Source organism: Trueperaceae bacterium (assembly GCA_023954415.1).
Lineage (GTDB): Bacteria > Deinococcota > Deinococci > Deinococcales > Trueperaceae > JAAYYF01.
On the sequence record JAMLIB010000002.1, the window covers coordinates 175468 to 191009 of the forward strand.

Consider the following 15542-nt stretch of genomic DNA (forward strand, 5'->3'; position numbering starts at 1 on the left):
CAAGTAAGCGCGCCGCCCCCGAAGGCCAGGAGCGGCTCTTGCACCAACGGCGGACCATCCTCCCACTGCGGACCGGGCTCCTCTTCCTCGGGCCGGCGGCTCTCTTCATCGGGGCGTTCATACTGCTGCCCTTCTTCTGGATCGCCGGCGTCAGCTTCACCAACCGGTCGCTGACGGGCGCCACGGCCGCGAACCCCCAGTTCGTCGGCCTGCAGAACTATCTCAAGCTGTTCGATCTCTCCACGTTCATGAACCCGGGCCAGTTCGGCTCGTCGCTCGTGATAACCGGCCAGTTCGTGTTCTGGTCGGCCATCGTCGGGCAGGCCGTCCTCGGTCTCCTGCTCGCCTGGTTCTTCTACCGCCGTGCCGGGTGGGTGAAGGAGTCCGTCCAGACGCTCGCCATCGTCGCCTGGATCATCCCCGACGTGGTCGTGGCGTTCGCCTGGAACGCGTTCCTCGACTACGACGGCGGCACGCTGAACTGGCTGTTCGGCCTGTTCGGCCTCCACAAGGTCGACTGGCTCCTCGCCATGCCCCTCCTATCGATCGTCTTGTTCAACGCCTGGCGGGGCGCCGCCTTCTCCATGCTCCTCTTCTCGTCTGCGCTCGGCTCGATCCCGCCCAGCTACCTCGAGACGGCGGACGTCGCCGGCGCCGGACCGTGGCAGCGGCTGAAGGACATCATCCTGCCCCTGATCCGCACCCACATCGTCACGGACCTGATCCTCATCACCCTGTGGACGTTCAACACCTTCGGGCCGTTCCTGCTCACCGGGGGCGGGCCGGCGTTCAGGACGGAGGTCGTCTCCGTGCTCACCTACCGGATGGCGTTCAAGTACTTCGACTTCGGCACGGGCAGCGCCCTCGGCATGGTCATGATGCTCATCAACCTGGGCTTCGCGCTCGTGTACCTGGGCCTCCTGCGGCGGCAAGGGGGTTCGCGATGAGGGTGGTCACGCACGTGCTCGGCCGCGTCGCCTTCTACGTGGCGGCGGCCGTCTTCGCCGCGGTCTTCGCCCTGCCCCTGCTGTGGCTCGTGTTCGCGCCGTTCGGCTCCAAGGCCACGCTCTCCGTCGCGCTCCCGGACCCCTTCACGCTCTCGAACTTCGGCAAGGTCTTCGCGAACACGTTCGCGGTGCGGGCGCTGTTCCAGAACAGCATCATCCAGGCCGTCGGGACGATGATCCTCGTGACGCTCCTCGCCACCCTCGCCGCCTACGCGCTCTCGCGCGCACCCATCCGCGGCCGCGACGTCCTGAGCTACGGCCTGGTCCTCTTCTCCTCGATCGTGACGGGCACGGCCGCCATGGTGCCCATCTTCCTGCTCATCTTCAACATGGGCTTGATCGACACGCACATGGGCGTGATCCTCGTGTTCACGGGCGGGTTGCTGCCGGCCGCCGTCTTCATCATGCGCGACTTCGTCGACTCCATCCCGCGCTCGTATGAGGAGTCGGCGCTCGTGGCCGGAGCCAGCCCCTGGGGCATGTTCCGCGACATCGCCCTGCCCATCGTGCGCCCCGGGATGATGGTCGTCGGGGTATGGACGTTCGTCAACGTGTGGGGCGGCTTCCTCGTGCCGTTCATCCTGCTGCGCAGCCCCACCAAGATGCCGGCCGCCGTGGCCATCTACTCCTTCTACACCGAGGGCGGCACCCCGATCATCACGCTCACCACGGCCTACGCGCTGCTCTACACGCTGCCGGTGCTGGCCCTCTACCTGTTCGTCAACTGGAAGTACGGTTTCCGCTTCTTCGGCGGGATCAAGTCGTGAGGGGTTGAGGACCTTGGCCAACGTCGCGTTCAGGTCGATAACCAAGCAGTTCGGCGGCTTCACCGCCGTCAACGACGTCTCCTTCGAGATCGCGGACGGCGAGTTCGTCTGCCTGCTCGGCCCATCGGGCTGCGGCAAGACGACCACGCTCAGGATGATCGCCGGGCTCGAGCAGCCCACGAGCGGGCGCATCTTCATCGGCCAGGACGACGTCACGGAGGCCAAGCCGAAGGAGCGCGACATCGGCATGGTCTTCCAGGACTACGCCCTCTTCCCGCACATGACCATCGCGGACAACATCGCCTACCCGTTGAAGGTGCGCGGGGTCGGCCAGGCGGAGCGGCATAGGCGGGCGGCCGAGGTGGCCAAGAACCTCTCCATCGATCAGCTCCTGGACCGCAGGCCCGGCCAGATCTCGGGCGGCCAGCAGCAGCGCACCTCGGTCGCTCGTGCCGTTGTGCACAAGCCCAAGGTGTACCTGTTCGACGAGCCGCTCTCCAACCTCGACGCCAAGCTGCGCCTCGAGGCGCGCAGCTTCCTGAAGCACTTGCAGCGCGAGCTCGGCGTCACCTCGCTCTACGTCACCCACGACCAGGCCGAGGCCATGGCCATGGCCGACCGCGTCGCCGTCATGGACCGCGGCGAGATCGTCCAGTTCGGGCCGCCCCTCGAGGTCTACCGGCAGCCCGCCACGACCTTCGTCGCCAACTTCCTCGGGAGCCCGCCCATGAACCTGCTGAGCGTGCGCTACACGGGCGGCGCCTTCGCGTCCGGCACGCTCACACTCGACGCGAGCCCGTTCGCCGGGCGGCTCCGCGACGTGCGTGATGGGAGCGAGCTAACGCTCGGCATCCGCCCCGAGCACGTGCGCATGGGCGGCGAGGACGACCGGTGGCGCATCCCCGGGGAGGTCTACGCCGTCGAGCCCCTCGGTCCCGAGGCGCTCGTCACCCTCAGGGTCGCCGGCGCCCTCGTCACGGCCAGGCTGTTCGGCGACGACCCGCCCACGGCGACCGGCGCGGCCAGCTTCGCGTTCGACCCGGCGCACCTGCACGTGTTCGGGCCGGACGGCCGGCGCCTGGCCGCGCGATGACCGCACCTCGCGTGGGCGACGACCCGACGACGGTGTTCGAGGACCCGGCGCCGCGATGATCACCTTCGAGGGCCGGGTGGCGCCGGCCGCGCGCGCGGAGAGCGTCTACCTCTACCTCCCGTTCGACGTGCCGGAGGGCGCGGAGCGGATCGACGTGCGCTACGCGTTCGAGGCCGGGAGCATCCTCGACCTGGGCCTGTTCGACCCGGAGGCCGCGCCGTTCCCCTCCACGACCGGTTTCAGGGGTTGGAGCGGCAGCGCCAGGCGCGCGGTGTTCGTCAGCGCGAAGGAGGCGACCCCCGGGTACCTGCCTGGCGAGCTACAGGCGGGCCGCTGGCAGGTCGTGCTGGGTCTGGCGCTGGTGGCCGAGGCGGGCTGCGACTACCGGGTGGAGGTCGCGGTGTCCGTGTCCGTGGACACCGCCGCCGGCAAACCCGTCGTCGCTGGAACGCCGGCCGCCCTCCCCACCGCGAGCACCCGCGACGTGGTCACGCTTGGCGCGAGCGCGGCGGCCGACCACCGTGCGGCGCCGCGCCCGGGCCCTGGCTGGTACCGGGGCGACCTGCAGAGCCACACCTACTACAGCGACGCCCGCGGCTCCATCGCCGACCTCGTGGCCGAGGCGCGGAGCCGGTCCCTCGACTTCCTGGCCGTCACGGACCACAACACGTCGAGCCACCACCGCGAGCTGGCGGCTTGGAACGCGTCCGAACCGGGCCGGGGCGGACCCCTGCTGGTGCCCGGCGAGGAGGTGACGACCTACCGCGGCCACGCGAACGTCTGGGGCGTGAGCGGTTGGACCGACTTCCGGCTCGAGCGGCCCGGCGACCTGGAGCGCCTCGTGCGGCACGTGAACGCCCGCGACGGGCTCTTCTCCGTCAACCACCCGAAGGTGACGCCGGGCTGCCTCGGCTGCGACTGGGAGTACGAGGTGCCTGACGGCGCCGCCAGCCTCGAGGCGTGGCAGGGGCCGTGGCTCATGCGCAACTGGGACTCACTGGCGCGCTACGACGCGCTCCTGCGCTCCGGGCGCATGCTCACGCTCGTCGGCGGGAGCGACAGGCATCATCCGGGCTACCCGAACGAGGACCCGCCCGCCTTGCAGGTCGGCTCCCCCACGACGTGGCTGGAGCTGGTCGAGCTGTCCGTTCCCGCCGTCCTCGGGGCCGTCCGGACCGGTCACGCGTTCGTCAGCGAGTCGCCCGCCGGCCCCCTCCTCGAGCTCGAGGTCGGCGGTGTGGGCATGGGCGGGGCCGTCGCGAAGGGCGAGGCCGTGGCGGCCAGCGCGCGCGTGAGGGGCGCGCCAGGCGACGTGCTCACCTGGGTCGGCAGCGGCGGAGTGCTAAGGGAGGTAGCGATCGAGGGCGACGACTTCACCGACGCATGGGAGTGGTCGGCCGACGGCGCGTACCTACGAGTGGAAGTGGTGGCGCGCGCCTCACTACCCGCCTTCCTCGAGGAGCTGGCGCGCTTCGAGGCCGCCGGTCGGCTGCCGCCGTACCTGAAGCGCGAGGAGGTCGTGGCGAACCCGTGGCGGCGCGCGCTCTCCAACCCGGTGTACGTGAGGTAGGGGGCGTGGCACATTCGCGGTCTAGCCAAGCCGCCACGCTCGAGGCGCCGCCAAGGGGACATCGACGGCCGCTCGAGCCCGGTCCGCTCAGTGTCGAGTCCCTATCGAGACGTCTTCTTCAATGAGTTGCCACAGGTTCGTGCGCCAACCACCCCTGCGCCCTCAACCGCTCTTCCGCGATCGCGATCTGGCGGGGCGTGAAACGCCGCTTGCTGGAGTTCCAGCCGTGAACCTGACGGGTCACGCTGTCGAGCTGGTCCGCACCCTCACGGCTGATCACCCAATGCACCGAGGCGAGGAGTTCGAGACCGAACTGGGACTCGAAACCTTCGACCAAGCCCGTAACGCGCTCGAAGCGGGCGCGGCTGGTCTCGTGCTGGTCTAGAAAACTCTTAGCTTCATCTGCCGCGCCCGGCACGAGTGACAGGGGCTTGTCGGGCGCATCGCCGCCGTCGGCATAGCCGGCGATGAAGTGGCCTTCTATCCGGCTCAGGACATGGCCGAGGTTCTCTGCATAGGGGCCGTAGTAGGCCTTGACATACCTGAGGCGCAGCGGCTCACCGGCCTCCTGCATGAAGTACATCAGCTTGTGGACCTCGAGCAACGTGACGGAGGGATCCAGCAAGCCCGCGAGGTAGCGCTGCATGAGTTCGACCAAGGCCGCCCGGCCCGGGGTCATCTTGGGCACGTCGCGCACGTGGACCATCGTGTCGCTGGGCGGCGCACCGTTGGGTTCGTACAGGAACACGTGGACATCACCGAGGTTCGCTAGCGCTAGCTCGATGCGAGGGCGCACCTCGTTCCAGTCGAGACCCCCGAGGCCCGCACCCAGCGGTGGAATGGCGATGGACCTGATGTCTCGCTCACGGATGACCCTGACCAGATCCACGAGGCCGGATTCTATGTCTTCGATACGGCTCTTGCCACGCCAATGACGCTTCGTAGGGAAGTTGACGATGAAGCGCGGCGGCGTGAGCTGGCCCGTTTCGAAGACGAACATCCTTCCCGGCTGCACCGCTTCGCGCTTGCAAGCATCCTTGTAAGTCTTGAAGTTCTCGGGGAAGGCGTTCTTGAACTGCAGGGCGACGCCCCGGCCCATCACACCGACACAGTTGACGGTATTGACGAGAGCATCTGCCTCGCTCCTGAGGATGTCGCCGGAGGTAAGTTCGATCATGGCTGTACGCTGCCCACTTCAGTAATACCACTCAGGTCGGACTTCGACGGTTGGCCGCGGGCCCTCCACTGGAAGAACCTTGACGACCTGCCGATAGACACTGCCGGAGTGAACGCCGATGCGTTCGATCAGATGCCACGGTAGGTGGTGCTCCAGTAGGAACTCGGCCTGCTTACCTTCCTTGTGCGCCCGCCAATCGTGGGCCAACACAGCGGCCCAGTCGATCTCGCGCAGCTGCGCGAGATCGCTACGGTCTTCGAAGTAGCTCGAGCCTGCGTTAGAGAGCGTGAAAGCCCAACGCGCCGATCGCTCCTCGGCCCATGCCACCGCAGCGTGAAGGTCGACCTCCAAGTGCAGGATCGGACCCTGCCCTAGGTGATACGTCAGCTCCTGGTGATTACCCTTATGTAGCAGGTAGAGCATCACGGAGCGCGGGCAGAAGTAGAACGGAACACAATCGCCGACATGCAGTCCGGGGTGGCTGCTCAGTTCCGACGTCAAACGCCGCTGCTTGATGCCGTTCATGCCGATGGTGGTGCCCGCAGACCCGCGCCGGACGACCTCCGCATCGCACCATAGGCAGCCGTCTGACACGATGGAGGCCAGGCGATCCACATGGACGATGTGGTAGACCTTCGGGCGCAGCGGCACGGGGACAGCGTTCATGACGCTACGGCACCTTCAAGGCCCTGGGCGATCTTGGCGCATAGGCCCTCAAAACCCCCCACGCCCCGCCACGAACGCGAGCGCCTCGTCCTCGAAGGCCATGAAGTTCGCGCACCCGTGGCGCGTGACGACGATGGCGCCGCACGCGTTGCCCATGCGCGCGCTCTCGTACCAGTCCCACCCCTTGAGGCGGCCGTAGATGAAGCCGCTGGCGAACGCGTCGCCGGCGCCGAGCACGTTGTGCACCTCGACCGGGAAGCCGGGCACGTCCGTCACGGTGCCGTCGCGCAGGAAGACGCTCGCGCCCTGCGCGCCGCGCTTCACGACGAGCGCCTGGGGGCCCGACGGCGCGGCGAGGAGCGCGCGCACGTTGGCCTCCACGTCGCCCTCGATGGTGGGCGCGGAGACCTGCTGGTGCGTGATGCGGACCTGCGCGGAGTCGCTCAGCATGGCCGCGTTGATCTCCTCCTCCGTGCCAAGCGCGACGTCGACGCTCTGCAGCAGCGCCCGCGCGCAGACGCCGAAGGCGCGGGGGTCGTGCCACTGGTCGGCGCGGAAGTCGAGGTCGAAGAACACGGTCGCGCCGGACGCCTTGGCGCGCTCGACGGCGAAGAGCGTGGCGCTGCGGCTCGGCTCGCGGCTCAGGCCGGTGCCCGAGACCTCGAGCGCGCGAGTGCGCGTCAGCGGAGCGGCCAGCACGTCGTCGATGGTGAGCTGCATGTCGGCCGCGTTGTCGCGGTAGAAGACGAGGGGGAAGCGGTCGGGCGGCTCGATGCCCAGGAGCACGGCGCTGGAGCGCGCTCCGGGCTTGCGGGGCAGGAAGCCGACGTCGACGCCCTCGCGCCTCAGGAACGCGAGGATGAAGTCGCCGACCTTGTCCTCGCCGACGGCCGTGAGGAGCCCGGTGCGTAGGCCCAGCCGGTTCGCGCCCACCGCGATGTTGGTCGGGCTGCCGCCCACGTAGGCTGCGAAGCTCGAGATCTCCTCGAACGGCGCGCCGATGTCGTTGGCGTAGAGGTCGATGGAGGAGCGCCCCATCGTGATGAGGTCGTACTCCTTGGCGCTCACGCCTCGCCCCCCTCGGACCGGTCGGCCGGCGCCTCGCCGGGCCGGGGCACGCCGCCCAGCGGCAGCCGCAGGCGCCCGGGAGCGCCCTCCCAGCTGCCCCGCACCCACGCGAGCCGCGGCTCGTCGCGCGCGACCCACGACGGCGTGTCGCCGGCCAGGAAGTTCAGGTAGTAGCAGTCGTAGCCGGGCGCCGTGACGACGGGGTGGTACCCCCGGCGCACGATGACCGTGTCGCCGTCCTCGGCCCTCACGACCTCGTCGAGCGAGCGGTCGTCGGTGTAGAGGCGTTGGAGGGCCCAACCGCCCTGCGGCTGGAAGCGGTAGTGGTAGACCTCCTCGAGGTCGACCTCCTCGGGCGGCGCCTGCACGTCGTGCTTGTGGGGCGGGTAGGAGCTCCAGTTGCCCGAGGGGGTGTAGACCTCGACGCAGAGGAGCTTCTCCGCGCCGCCCGGGTCGATGACGTGGCTGATCTGGCGCGTGACGTTGTGCCCGCCGCGGATCTCGACCGCGACGTCGTCCGGCGCGATGAAGCGGGGCGGCAACCGCCCTTCAGCCGGCGCGGTGGCTAAGGCGATCTCGACGTCGGTGGCGGCGAGGACGCGCCACGCGTGGCCGGGCGGCAGGTAGAGGGCGTGCGGCAGACCGGCGAACACCCCGGCACGCCCCCGGAAAGCGCGCGCCTCGCCCGCCGCCTCGAGGGTCCCGTCGCCGGACAGCACGACGAGGCAGAGCTCGACGCCGTCGGTGCGGCCGGCGAGCGTCTCCCCCGCCGCGGCGCGGCGCGTCTCGAACCCGAGGTAGTTCCACCCGGCGCGCGCCGGGGTGAGTACCACGCCCGTCGCGCCCGTCGGCTCGTAAGGGACCTTGTGCTCCATGTTCGCGCTCACTCCCGGCTCTCGGCCACGTAGACGGGCTCCCCGCGCCCGAGGCTCTCCCTGGCCGCCACCGCCACCCGCAAGGACTCGATGGCGTCCTCCGGCCCGGGCGTAGGCCGCTCGCCGGCCAGCAACGCGCTCACGAACGCCTGCACCTCCACGAGGTAGGCGTCGCGGAAGCGCTCGAGGAAGTAGTACACGTAGTCGCCCCGGATGCCGCCCTCGCCATAGCGCCACACGTTGGTGGCGCGCTCGGCCTCGGACACGACCTTGCCGCGCTCGCAGTGGACCTCGACACGCAGGTCGTAGCCGTAGACGGTGCGGCGCGTGTTCTGCAGCACGCCGATGGCGCCTGAGGCGAACTCGAGGGTGAGGATGCTCGTGTCGACGTCGCCGTGCTTCTCGAGGTAGGGCGCGACGAGCACGCGCCCGAGGGCGGTGACGCGCGTCACCTCGCCGGCCACGAAGCGCGCCATGTCGATGTCGTGGATCACCGAGTCGACGTAGATGCCGCCCGAGGTGACCACGTACCCCTCTGGCGGCGGCGTGGGGTCGGAGGACTGGCTGCGGAACATCTCGACGCCCCCGAGTTCGCCGGCGTGGACGGCGCGCGCCACCTCCGCGTAGCCGGGGTCGTAGCGCCGGTTGAAGCCGATCTGGAACGGCACGCCGGCGTCCGCCACGACGGCCAGCGCCGCGGCCGTGCTGGCCAGGTCCTGGGCGACGGGCTTCTCGCAGAAGATCGCCTTGCCGGCGCGCGCGGCGGCCATCAAGTGCTCCGCGTGCAGGGTCGTCGGGGAGGCGATCACGACGGCCTGGACGGCCGGGTCGGCGAGGGCCGCGGCCAGGTCCGTCCCAGACTCCGCCCCGCCGTAGGCCGCGCGTGCCGCCGCCGCCCCGTCGGCGTCGACGACCCGCACGAGGCGGGCGCCGTCGACGGCGCCCGCGAGGTGACGAGCGTGCAGCTTGCCCATCCTGCCCGCTCCGATGACCAGGAAGCCGATGCCGGCTTCCGCACCTGCCTTACCGAGGCTCATCGTCGGCTCCTTGGCGCGCCCGTCCTAGAGGCGAGCGGCGCGCTCACAACCCGTACCTCTCGCGCAGGAACGCCCTGGCCGCCCCCGACACCACATAGGGGTCGTGCGCCGCGGGGTCCTGCTCGGCTTCCACGATGTACCAGCCCGCGTAGCCGGCGCCCTCGAGCGCGCCGATGACGGGGTCGAAGGCGAGCGCCCCCGCGCCCGGCGTGCAGAAGACGTTGGCCTTGACGGCCTCGACGAAGGAGAGGCCCTCGCGCTTCACGCGCGCGAGGACGTCGGCGCGCACGTCCTTCAGGTGCACGTAGCCGACGCGCGCCGCGAAACGGCGCGCCGTCGCGCCCGGGTCGCCGCCGCCGTACGCGATGTGGCCGGTGTCGAGGCAGTAGCCGACGAGCGCCGGGTCCGTCGAGGCGAACAGGCGCTCGATCTCCGCGGGTTTCTCGATGGCGGTGCCGCCGTGCGGGTGCACGCATAGCGCCACGCCGTGTTCGCGCGCGTACGCGCCGACCTCGTTCAGGGCGGAGCAGACCCGGCCCCACTGCTCGTCCGAGAGCGGCTCGACGGCGCCCAGTCGGCCCCGCCTGTCCCAGTGCAGCGAGCCGCCGCCCTCGGCGAGGTTGGCGAAGCCCGCGCCGGCGGCCCGGCAGAAGTCCACGTGCGCGCGCGCCGCCGCCAGCTCGTCCTCCAGGAACTCGGCGTGCGCGAAGTTCGTCCAGCGGTAGGCGCCGGCCAGCACGAGCCCGTGCTCGGCGAGGGCCGCGCGCAACGCGGCCGGCTCCTGCGGGTAGACGTAGCTCATCTCGGAGGCCGCGTAACCGAGCTCCGACATCTCGCTCATGACGCGCGCGGCCGTGTACTCCGGGCCCCAGCCGCGGATGTCGTCGTTGACCCACCCGATGGGCCCGATCCCGACCCGGCCCCGCGACCACGGGCCGCCTTGGCCGCCGGGCGGGGTGCCCGCGGCGCCTCTACTCGTCTCGCTCATACCGTCCTCTGCTTCGCCCTGCCGCGGTCGTACTCCCAGCGCGCGGCGCGCACGTTCTCCTGCTCGGTGGCCTCGGCGATTGGTACGTCCCACCAGCCCTCGAAGCCGGGTACGCGCTTCTCAGGGTGCGCGGGCACGACGATCACGGTGACGCGCTCGGCGGAGCGCGCCGCTGCCAGCGCCGCGACCAGCGCCTCCCTGGTCGGCGCGAACACGGCGTCGGCGCCGAGCGCCGCCGCGTGCGCCGTGTAGTCGACGCTCTGGTACGGCCCGTCCAGGGCACCGCCGAGCGCGGCGCGGCCGCGCAGCTCGTTGAGGAACGAGGGCGTGCCGGAGGCGCGCTGCAGGCCGTGGATCGACTGGAAGCCGTGGTTGTCGACGAGCACGATAGTGAAGCGCAGCCCTTCGGCGAGCGCCGTCACGATCTCGCTGTTCATCATCAGGTAGGAGCCGTCGCCGATCATGACCACGACCTCGCGCTCCGGCTCGGCCAGCTTGACGCCGATGCCGGCGGGGATCTCGTAGCCCATGCACGAGTAGCCGTACTCGAGGTGGTAGGCCTTCGGGTCTTCTGGCCGCCACAGCTTCAGGAGGTCGCCGGGCATGCTGCCGGCGGCGCAGACGACGGTGGCGTGACCGCCTACGGCGTCGTTGACGATGCCGATGACCTCGGCCTGCGCCAGCCGCCCTGCGTCCACGCCGTCAGGACCCACCCCACCCGGATCCACCCCACCCGGATCCACCCCGCCGCGCGTCGCGGCCAGGCCCTCGCCGGAGCGCAGTGCGTCGACGATGCCGTCCCACTCGGCCTTGACCGTCCTGACCCGCTCGCGCCACGGTTGCGGCGCGCCGCTCCAGCCGGCGTCGGCCAGCTCGGCGCCGAGGCGCTCGAGGGCACGCTTGGCGTCGGCAACGACCGGGAGGCTCCTCAACTTGCCGGCGTCGGCCGCGACGACGTTGATGCTCACGAACTCCACCCCAGGGTCCTGGAAGGCCGTCTTCGAGGCCGTGACGAAGTCGCCGAGGCGCGTGCCCACGGCAATCACGAGGTCGGCGTCCGCGGCCAGGCGGTTGGCGGCCAGGCCGCCGGCGGCGCCCATCGCCCCGGCGTTGGACGGGTGGTCCCACGCCAGCGCGCCCTTGCCGGCCTGGGACTCCACCACGGGCACCCCGTGGCGCCGCGCGAACGCCGCGAGCTCCGCGCTCGCGCCGGAGTAGATGACGCCGCCGCCGCACACGACGAGCGGCCGCCGCGCACGCGCCAGCCGGCGCGCCACCTCCGCGACGAGCTCCGGCTCCGGCTCGGGGCGCCGCACGCGCCATGCGCGCTCGGCGAAGAGCTCCGCGGGCCAGTCGTACGCCTCCGTCTGCACGTCCTCGGGGAGGGCGATCACGACCGCGCCCGTCTCGGCGGGGTCGGTCAGCACGCGCATGGCCTCGGGCAGGACCGAGAGGAGCTGCTCGGGGCGCGTGACGCGGGTGAAGAAGCGCGAGACGGGCCGGAAGGCGTCGTTCACGCTCACGTCGTGCTCGAGCGGGTGCTCGAGCTGCTGCAGCACGGGGTCGGGGATGCGGTTGGCGAAGTAGTCGGACGGGAAGAGGAGCACCGGCAGGCGGTTGATGGTGGCGCCCGCCGCGCCCGTGAGCATGTTGGTCGACCCGGGGCCGATGGAGGCCGTGCAGGCGAGCGCCTGCAACCTGTCGGCGTGCTTGGCGAAGGCGGCGGCCGTATGCACCATGGCCTGCTCGTTCTGCGGCCTGTAGGCGCGCAGGCCGACCTCCGGCCCGAGCTCCTGCAGCGCCTGGCCGAGGCCGGTCACGTTGCCGTGGCCGAGGATGGCGAACATGCCGGGCACGAGCCGCCTCGCCACCCCGTCGCGCTCGGACGACTGCGCGGCGAGGTACTTGACGATCGCCTGGCCTACGGTCAGCCGCAGCGTGCTCACGAGGCCGTCTCTCCCCCTTCCGGCAGGAGGTAGACGCCGGCCGTGTGGAAGGTGACCTCGACCGCGTCGCCGCGCATGAAGCGGCTGCGCCCCTCGCCCGACACGCTCGAGGCGAGCTCACCGAGCGGCGTGGCGAGCAGCAGCTCGCTGGTGATGCCCAGGTAGCTGACGCTCTTGACGGTGGCGGGCAGGAACCCCGCCTCCGCGTCGCCAAGCGTGCCGGGGCCCCCGGCGGTGGCGAGCCGCACGGCCTCCGGCCTGACCATGACGGTCGCCTTACCCTCGGGGAACGCCTGCGCGTACGGGAAGCGGTACGGGCCGACGCGTACGGACGACCCGTCGTACTCGCCGGGCAGGAAGTTGGCGGAGCCGATGAAGTCGGCCACGAAGCGGTTGGCGGGCTGCGTGTAGAGCTCGTGCGGCGAGCCCTGCTGCTGGATGCGACCGCCCTGCATGACCACGATCGTGTCGGAGATGGCGAGCGCCTCCTCCTGGTCGTGGGTGACGTAGACGCTCGTGATGCCGAGGCGCTGCTGCAGGTCGCGGATCTCCTGACGCACGCGCCTACGCAGCTTGGCGTCGAGGTTGGAGAGGGGCTCGTCGAAGAGCAGGACGCGCGGCTCGAGCACGAGGGAGCGCGCCAGCGCCACGCGCTGCTGCTGGCCGCCGGAGAGGGCGGACGGACTGCGCTTCTCGAGGCCGACCATCCCGACGGTCGCCAGCGCCTCCTTGACGCGCTTCTCCAACTCGGCGCCTGAGACCCTGGCGATGCGCAGACCGTAGGCGACGTTGTCGAACACGCTCATGTGCGGGAAGAGCGCGTAGCTCTGGAACACCATGGTGACGTCGCGGTGGTTGGCGGCCAGGCGCGTGACGTCCTGGTCGTCGATGAGGATGTTGCCGCCGCTGACGGGCTCCAACCCGGCGATCATGCGGAGCGTCGTCGTCTTGCCGCAGCCGGACGGACCGAGCAGGGTGACGAGCGAGCCCGGAGTGATGGCCAGGTCGAGCCGGTCGACGGCCACGACGTCCTGGCCGAACTTCTTGGTTACGCCCTCGAGTCTAACGGGGGCCGGGGCGGGCATCAGGCCACCACCTCTCCGGTGATGCCCCCACGCCGCCGGGTGAGCAGGTTGAGTAGCAGGATCACGACCAGCATGGACACTATCAAGAGTGTACCCATGGCGGCCGCGCGCCCTGTCTGACCCTGCTCGACCCAGCCGAGGAGGAGCACGGTCGTCAGCTGGTTGCCTGGGCTGACGACGAAGATGACCTGGCTGATGGCGGTCATGGCGCGCACGAACGCGAAGATCAAGCCAGAGACGATCGGGATGACGAGGAGCGGCACGAGGATGGTCCGAAGCGTCCTGAACGAGCCCGAGCCGAGCATGGTCGAGGCCTCCTCCAGGCTCCTGTCGATCTGCGCGAAGCCGGCCACGCCGCCGCGGATGGCGACGGGCATGTTGCGGAAGACGAAGGAGAGCACGATGATCACAGCGCTCGACGTGAGGAGCCAGGGGCCGGTGTTGAAGGCCAGGATGTACGCGATGCCCATCACGGTGCCGGGCGTGGCGAACGACAGCATCGAGCCGAACTCTAGGAGCCGCCTGCCCCAGAACTCCTGCCTGACGACCAGGTAGGCGATCAGGAAGCCGAGCAGCGCGGCCGGGACGGCGCTGATGGCCGCGATCCGCATCGTGTAGAGGAACACGGGCACGCCGGCGTTCGTGAGGTCGCGCCAGTGCTTGAGCGTCAGGGTCCCGTTCACCCCCCAGAGCTGCACGAACGAGCCGTAGATGATGGAGGCGTAGAGGGCGACCACCACGGCGGCCCACACGGCGAAGCCGACGAGGAGCACGGCCTCGAGCCCCCCGGGCAGGCGCGTGAAGGCGCGCCGCGACGGCTTGCCCGTGACGGTGACGAACGAGCCGCGACCGAGCCACCGCGCCTGGGCGTAGAACACGAGCAGCACGACGAAGAGGAGCACCACGCCGTAGACGGCCGCCTCTGCCTGGTCGAAGCGGGCGGCGAACGCGGAGAACACCTCGGTGGCCAGGTAGTTGCGGTCGCCGCCGAGGATGAGGGGGTTGCCGAAGTCCGCGAACGACTCGATGACCGTGAGCAGGAACGCGTTGGCGAGGCCCGGCCGCAGGAGGGGCCACGTCACCGTGCGGAACGTGTGCCACTGGCTGGCGCCGAGCGTGGTGGACGCCTCCTCGAGGGCCGCGTCGAGCGCGGCCACGGAGCCCTGGATGACCATGTACGCGATGGGCGTGAACGCCAGGATCTGTGCCAGCGCCACGCCGGGGATGCCGAAGATCCAGTTGCTGGAGATGCCGAGGATGTCGAACGTGAGCAGCCCGCGGCGCCCGAGGAGGAAGATCATCGAGAACGCGAGGATGAAGGGCGGCGTGATGATGGGCAGCACGCTGAAGGCGCCGAGCGAGGCCTTGACGAAGCGGAAACGCGTGCGCTGCCCGAGGAGGGCGAAGCCGAGCCCGAGGAGCGTGGCGACGGTGGCGGCTATCACGGCCAGCGTCAGGCTGCTGGGGACGGCGCCGCGCGCGAAGAGCATGAGGCCGACGACGAGGCCGGCGAGGCCGCTCGCGAGCGTCACGAGGACGACGCGCAAGGCCGGCCGGCGCCGCCACAGCGTCCAGGCGAGCCCGAGCGCGAGCCCGGCCAGCGCGAAGTAGCGCACCAGGGCGCCCTCGCTGCGCGGGGTGAACGGGTTCTCGACCAGGATGAAGCGGTTGGTCTGCAGCGTGGCCAGGAACTTGGCGAGCGTGAACTTGCCGTTCACGACCACGGAGGCCTGGAGCACCGTGACCAGCGGGTACACGACCAGCAGGAGGACGAGCAGCCCAGTGAAGAGGATGCTGCTGGCCACGAACGGGTCGGCCCTCACCCTGCCGGAGAGGCTGAGGCCGTAACCGACGACCACGACGAGGAAGCAGAGCGACAGGAGCGCGCCCATGCCGAACGGCGTCTTGGTGGTCAGCAACCACGCCGTCCCGACGAGGAAGGCGCCGGTGCCGGCGAACGTGAGGACGTTGCCACGCCTGAGCGTGGGGAGCGGCGCGAGGGCGGCAGCGGCCGCCACGAGCGCGAGGACCGGCAGGAGCCAGAGCCAGGGCGCATCTAGGTTCCACGGCCTCAAGGCCGGGTCGATCGTCAGGAACGGTCTGCCCGGTCGGCCGAACGGCAGGAGGAGGAACGCCGCGGCGGCCGCCAGTGCGTAGACGGCAGCCGAGCCGCCGCGTCCCTTGGTACGCGCATGTGAGATGGAACGGACGGACACGACCTCACCCCTAAGTTGGGCCCGAGCGGGTGGTCTGCGGCCGCCGG

13 protein-coding genes are annotated in these 15542 nt (G+C 70.5%); 4 read left to right on the forward strand and 9 right to left on the reverse strand.

The annotated features are described in order from the left end of the window. Window positions 1-38: 38 nt before the first annotated feature. Genes M9914_03220 through M9914_03235 form a run of 4 tightly spaced genes read left to right on the forward strand, consistent with a single transcriptional unit; the run spans window position 39 to window position 4437 of the window. Window positions 39-947 (forward strand): sugar ABC transporter permease, encoded by a 909-nt coding sequence (locus tag M9914_03220; GenBank protein ID MCO5173178.1) that lies wholly within the window; start codon window positions 39-41, stop codon window positions 945-947. Next, a complete protein-coding gene (locus tag M9914_03225; protein MCO5173179.1) occupies window positions 944-1774 on the forward strand; it encodes a carbohydrate ABC transporter permease in 831 nt (276 codons plus the stop codon). The genes M9914_03220 and M9914_03225 overlap by 4 nt, the downstream gene beginning before the upstream one ends. A gap of 13 nt (window positions 1775-1787) precedes the next feature. Continuing rightward, window positions 1788-2867, forward strand: coding sequence for an ABC transporter ATP-binding protein (locus tag M9914_03230; protein ID MCO5173180.1), 1080 nt, complete (start codon window positions 1788-1790; stop codon window positions 2865-2867). Between the two features lie 55 nt (window positions 2868-2922). After that, entirely contained in the window at window positions 2923-4437 is a 1515-nt protein-coding gene (locus M9914_03235) for a CehA/McbA family metallohydrolase (GenBank protein ID MCO5173181.1), read from the forward strand. Between the two features lie 118 nt (window positions 4438-4555). Here M9914_03235 and M9914_03240 read toward each other — a convergent pair whose 3' ends face one another. From M9914_03240 to M9914_03280, 9 genes are read right to left on the reverse strand one after another with little or no spacing between them, the layout of a single operon-like run. Further along, on the reverse strand, window positions 4556-5614 hold the full coding sequence (locus M9914_03240) for a macro domain-containing protein (protein ID MCO5173182.1): 1059 nt from the start codon (window positions 5612-5614) through the stop codon (window positions 4556-4558). A gap of 18 nt (window positions 5615-5632) precedes the next feature. After that, complete coding sequence (locus M9914_03245) at window positions 5633-6280, reverse strand: DUF4433 domain-containing protein (GenBank protein ID MCO5173183.1); 648 nt, start codon at window positions 6278-6280, stop codon at window positions 5633-5635. 48 nt (window positions 6281-6328) lie between these two features. Next, the gene (gene iolC, locus M9914_03250) at window positions 6329-7348 is read right to left on the reverse strand and encodes a 5-dehydro-2-deoxygluconokinase (GenBank protein ID MCO5173184.1); all 1020 of its coding nucleotides are present in this window, start codon (window positions 7346-7348) and stop codon (window positions 6329-6331) included. Next, a complete protein-coding gene (gene iolB / locus M9914_03255; protein ID MCO5173185.1) occupies window positions 7345-8235 on the reverse strand; it encodes a 5-deoxy-glucuronate isomerase in 891 nt (296 codons plus the stop codon). Before iolB ends, iolC begins: the two co-directional genes overlap by 4 nt. Continuing rightward, complete coding sequence (iolG, locus tag M9914_03260) at window positions 8232-9260, reverse strand: inositol 2-dehydrogenase (protein MCO5173186.1); 1029 nt, start codon at window positions 9258-9260, stop codon at window positions 8232-8234. The genes iolB and iolG overlap by 4 nt, the downstream gene beginning before the upstream one ends. Window positions 9261-9303: 43 nt before the next feature. Continuing rightward, complete coding sequence (locus M9914_03265) at window positions 9304-10248, reverse strand: sugar phosphate isomerase/epimerase (protein MCO5173187.1); 945 nt, start codon at window positions 10246-10248, stop codon at window positions 9304-9306. Then, complete coding sequence (gene iolD, locus M9914_03270) at window positions 10245-12194, reverse strand: 3D-(3,5/4)-trihydroxycyclohexane-1,2-dione acylhydrolase (decyclizing) (GenBank protein ID MCO5173188.1); 1950 nt, start codon at window positions 12192-12194, stop codon at window positions 10245-10247. Before iolD ends, M9914_03265 begins: the two co-directional genes overlap by 4 nt. Beyond that, a complete protein-coding gene (locus M9914_03275; GenBank protein ID MCO5173189.1) occupies window positions 12191-13279 on the reverse strand; it encodes an ABC transporter ATP-binding protein in 1089 nt (362 codons plus the stop codon). The genes iolD and M9914_03275 overlap by 4 nt, the downstream gene beginning before the upstream one ends. Then, on the reverse strand, window positions 13279-15495 hold the full coding sequence (locus M9914_03280; GenBank protein MCO5173190.1) for an iron ABC transporter permease: 2217 nt from the start codon (window positions 15493-15495) through the stop codon (window positions 13279-13281). Before M9914_03280 ends, M9914_03275 begins: the two co-directional genes overlap by 1 nt. Window positions 15496-15542: the final 47 nt, after the last annotated feature.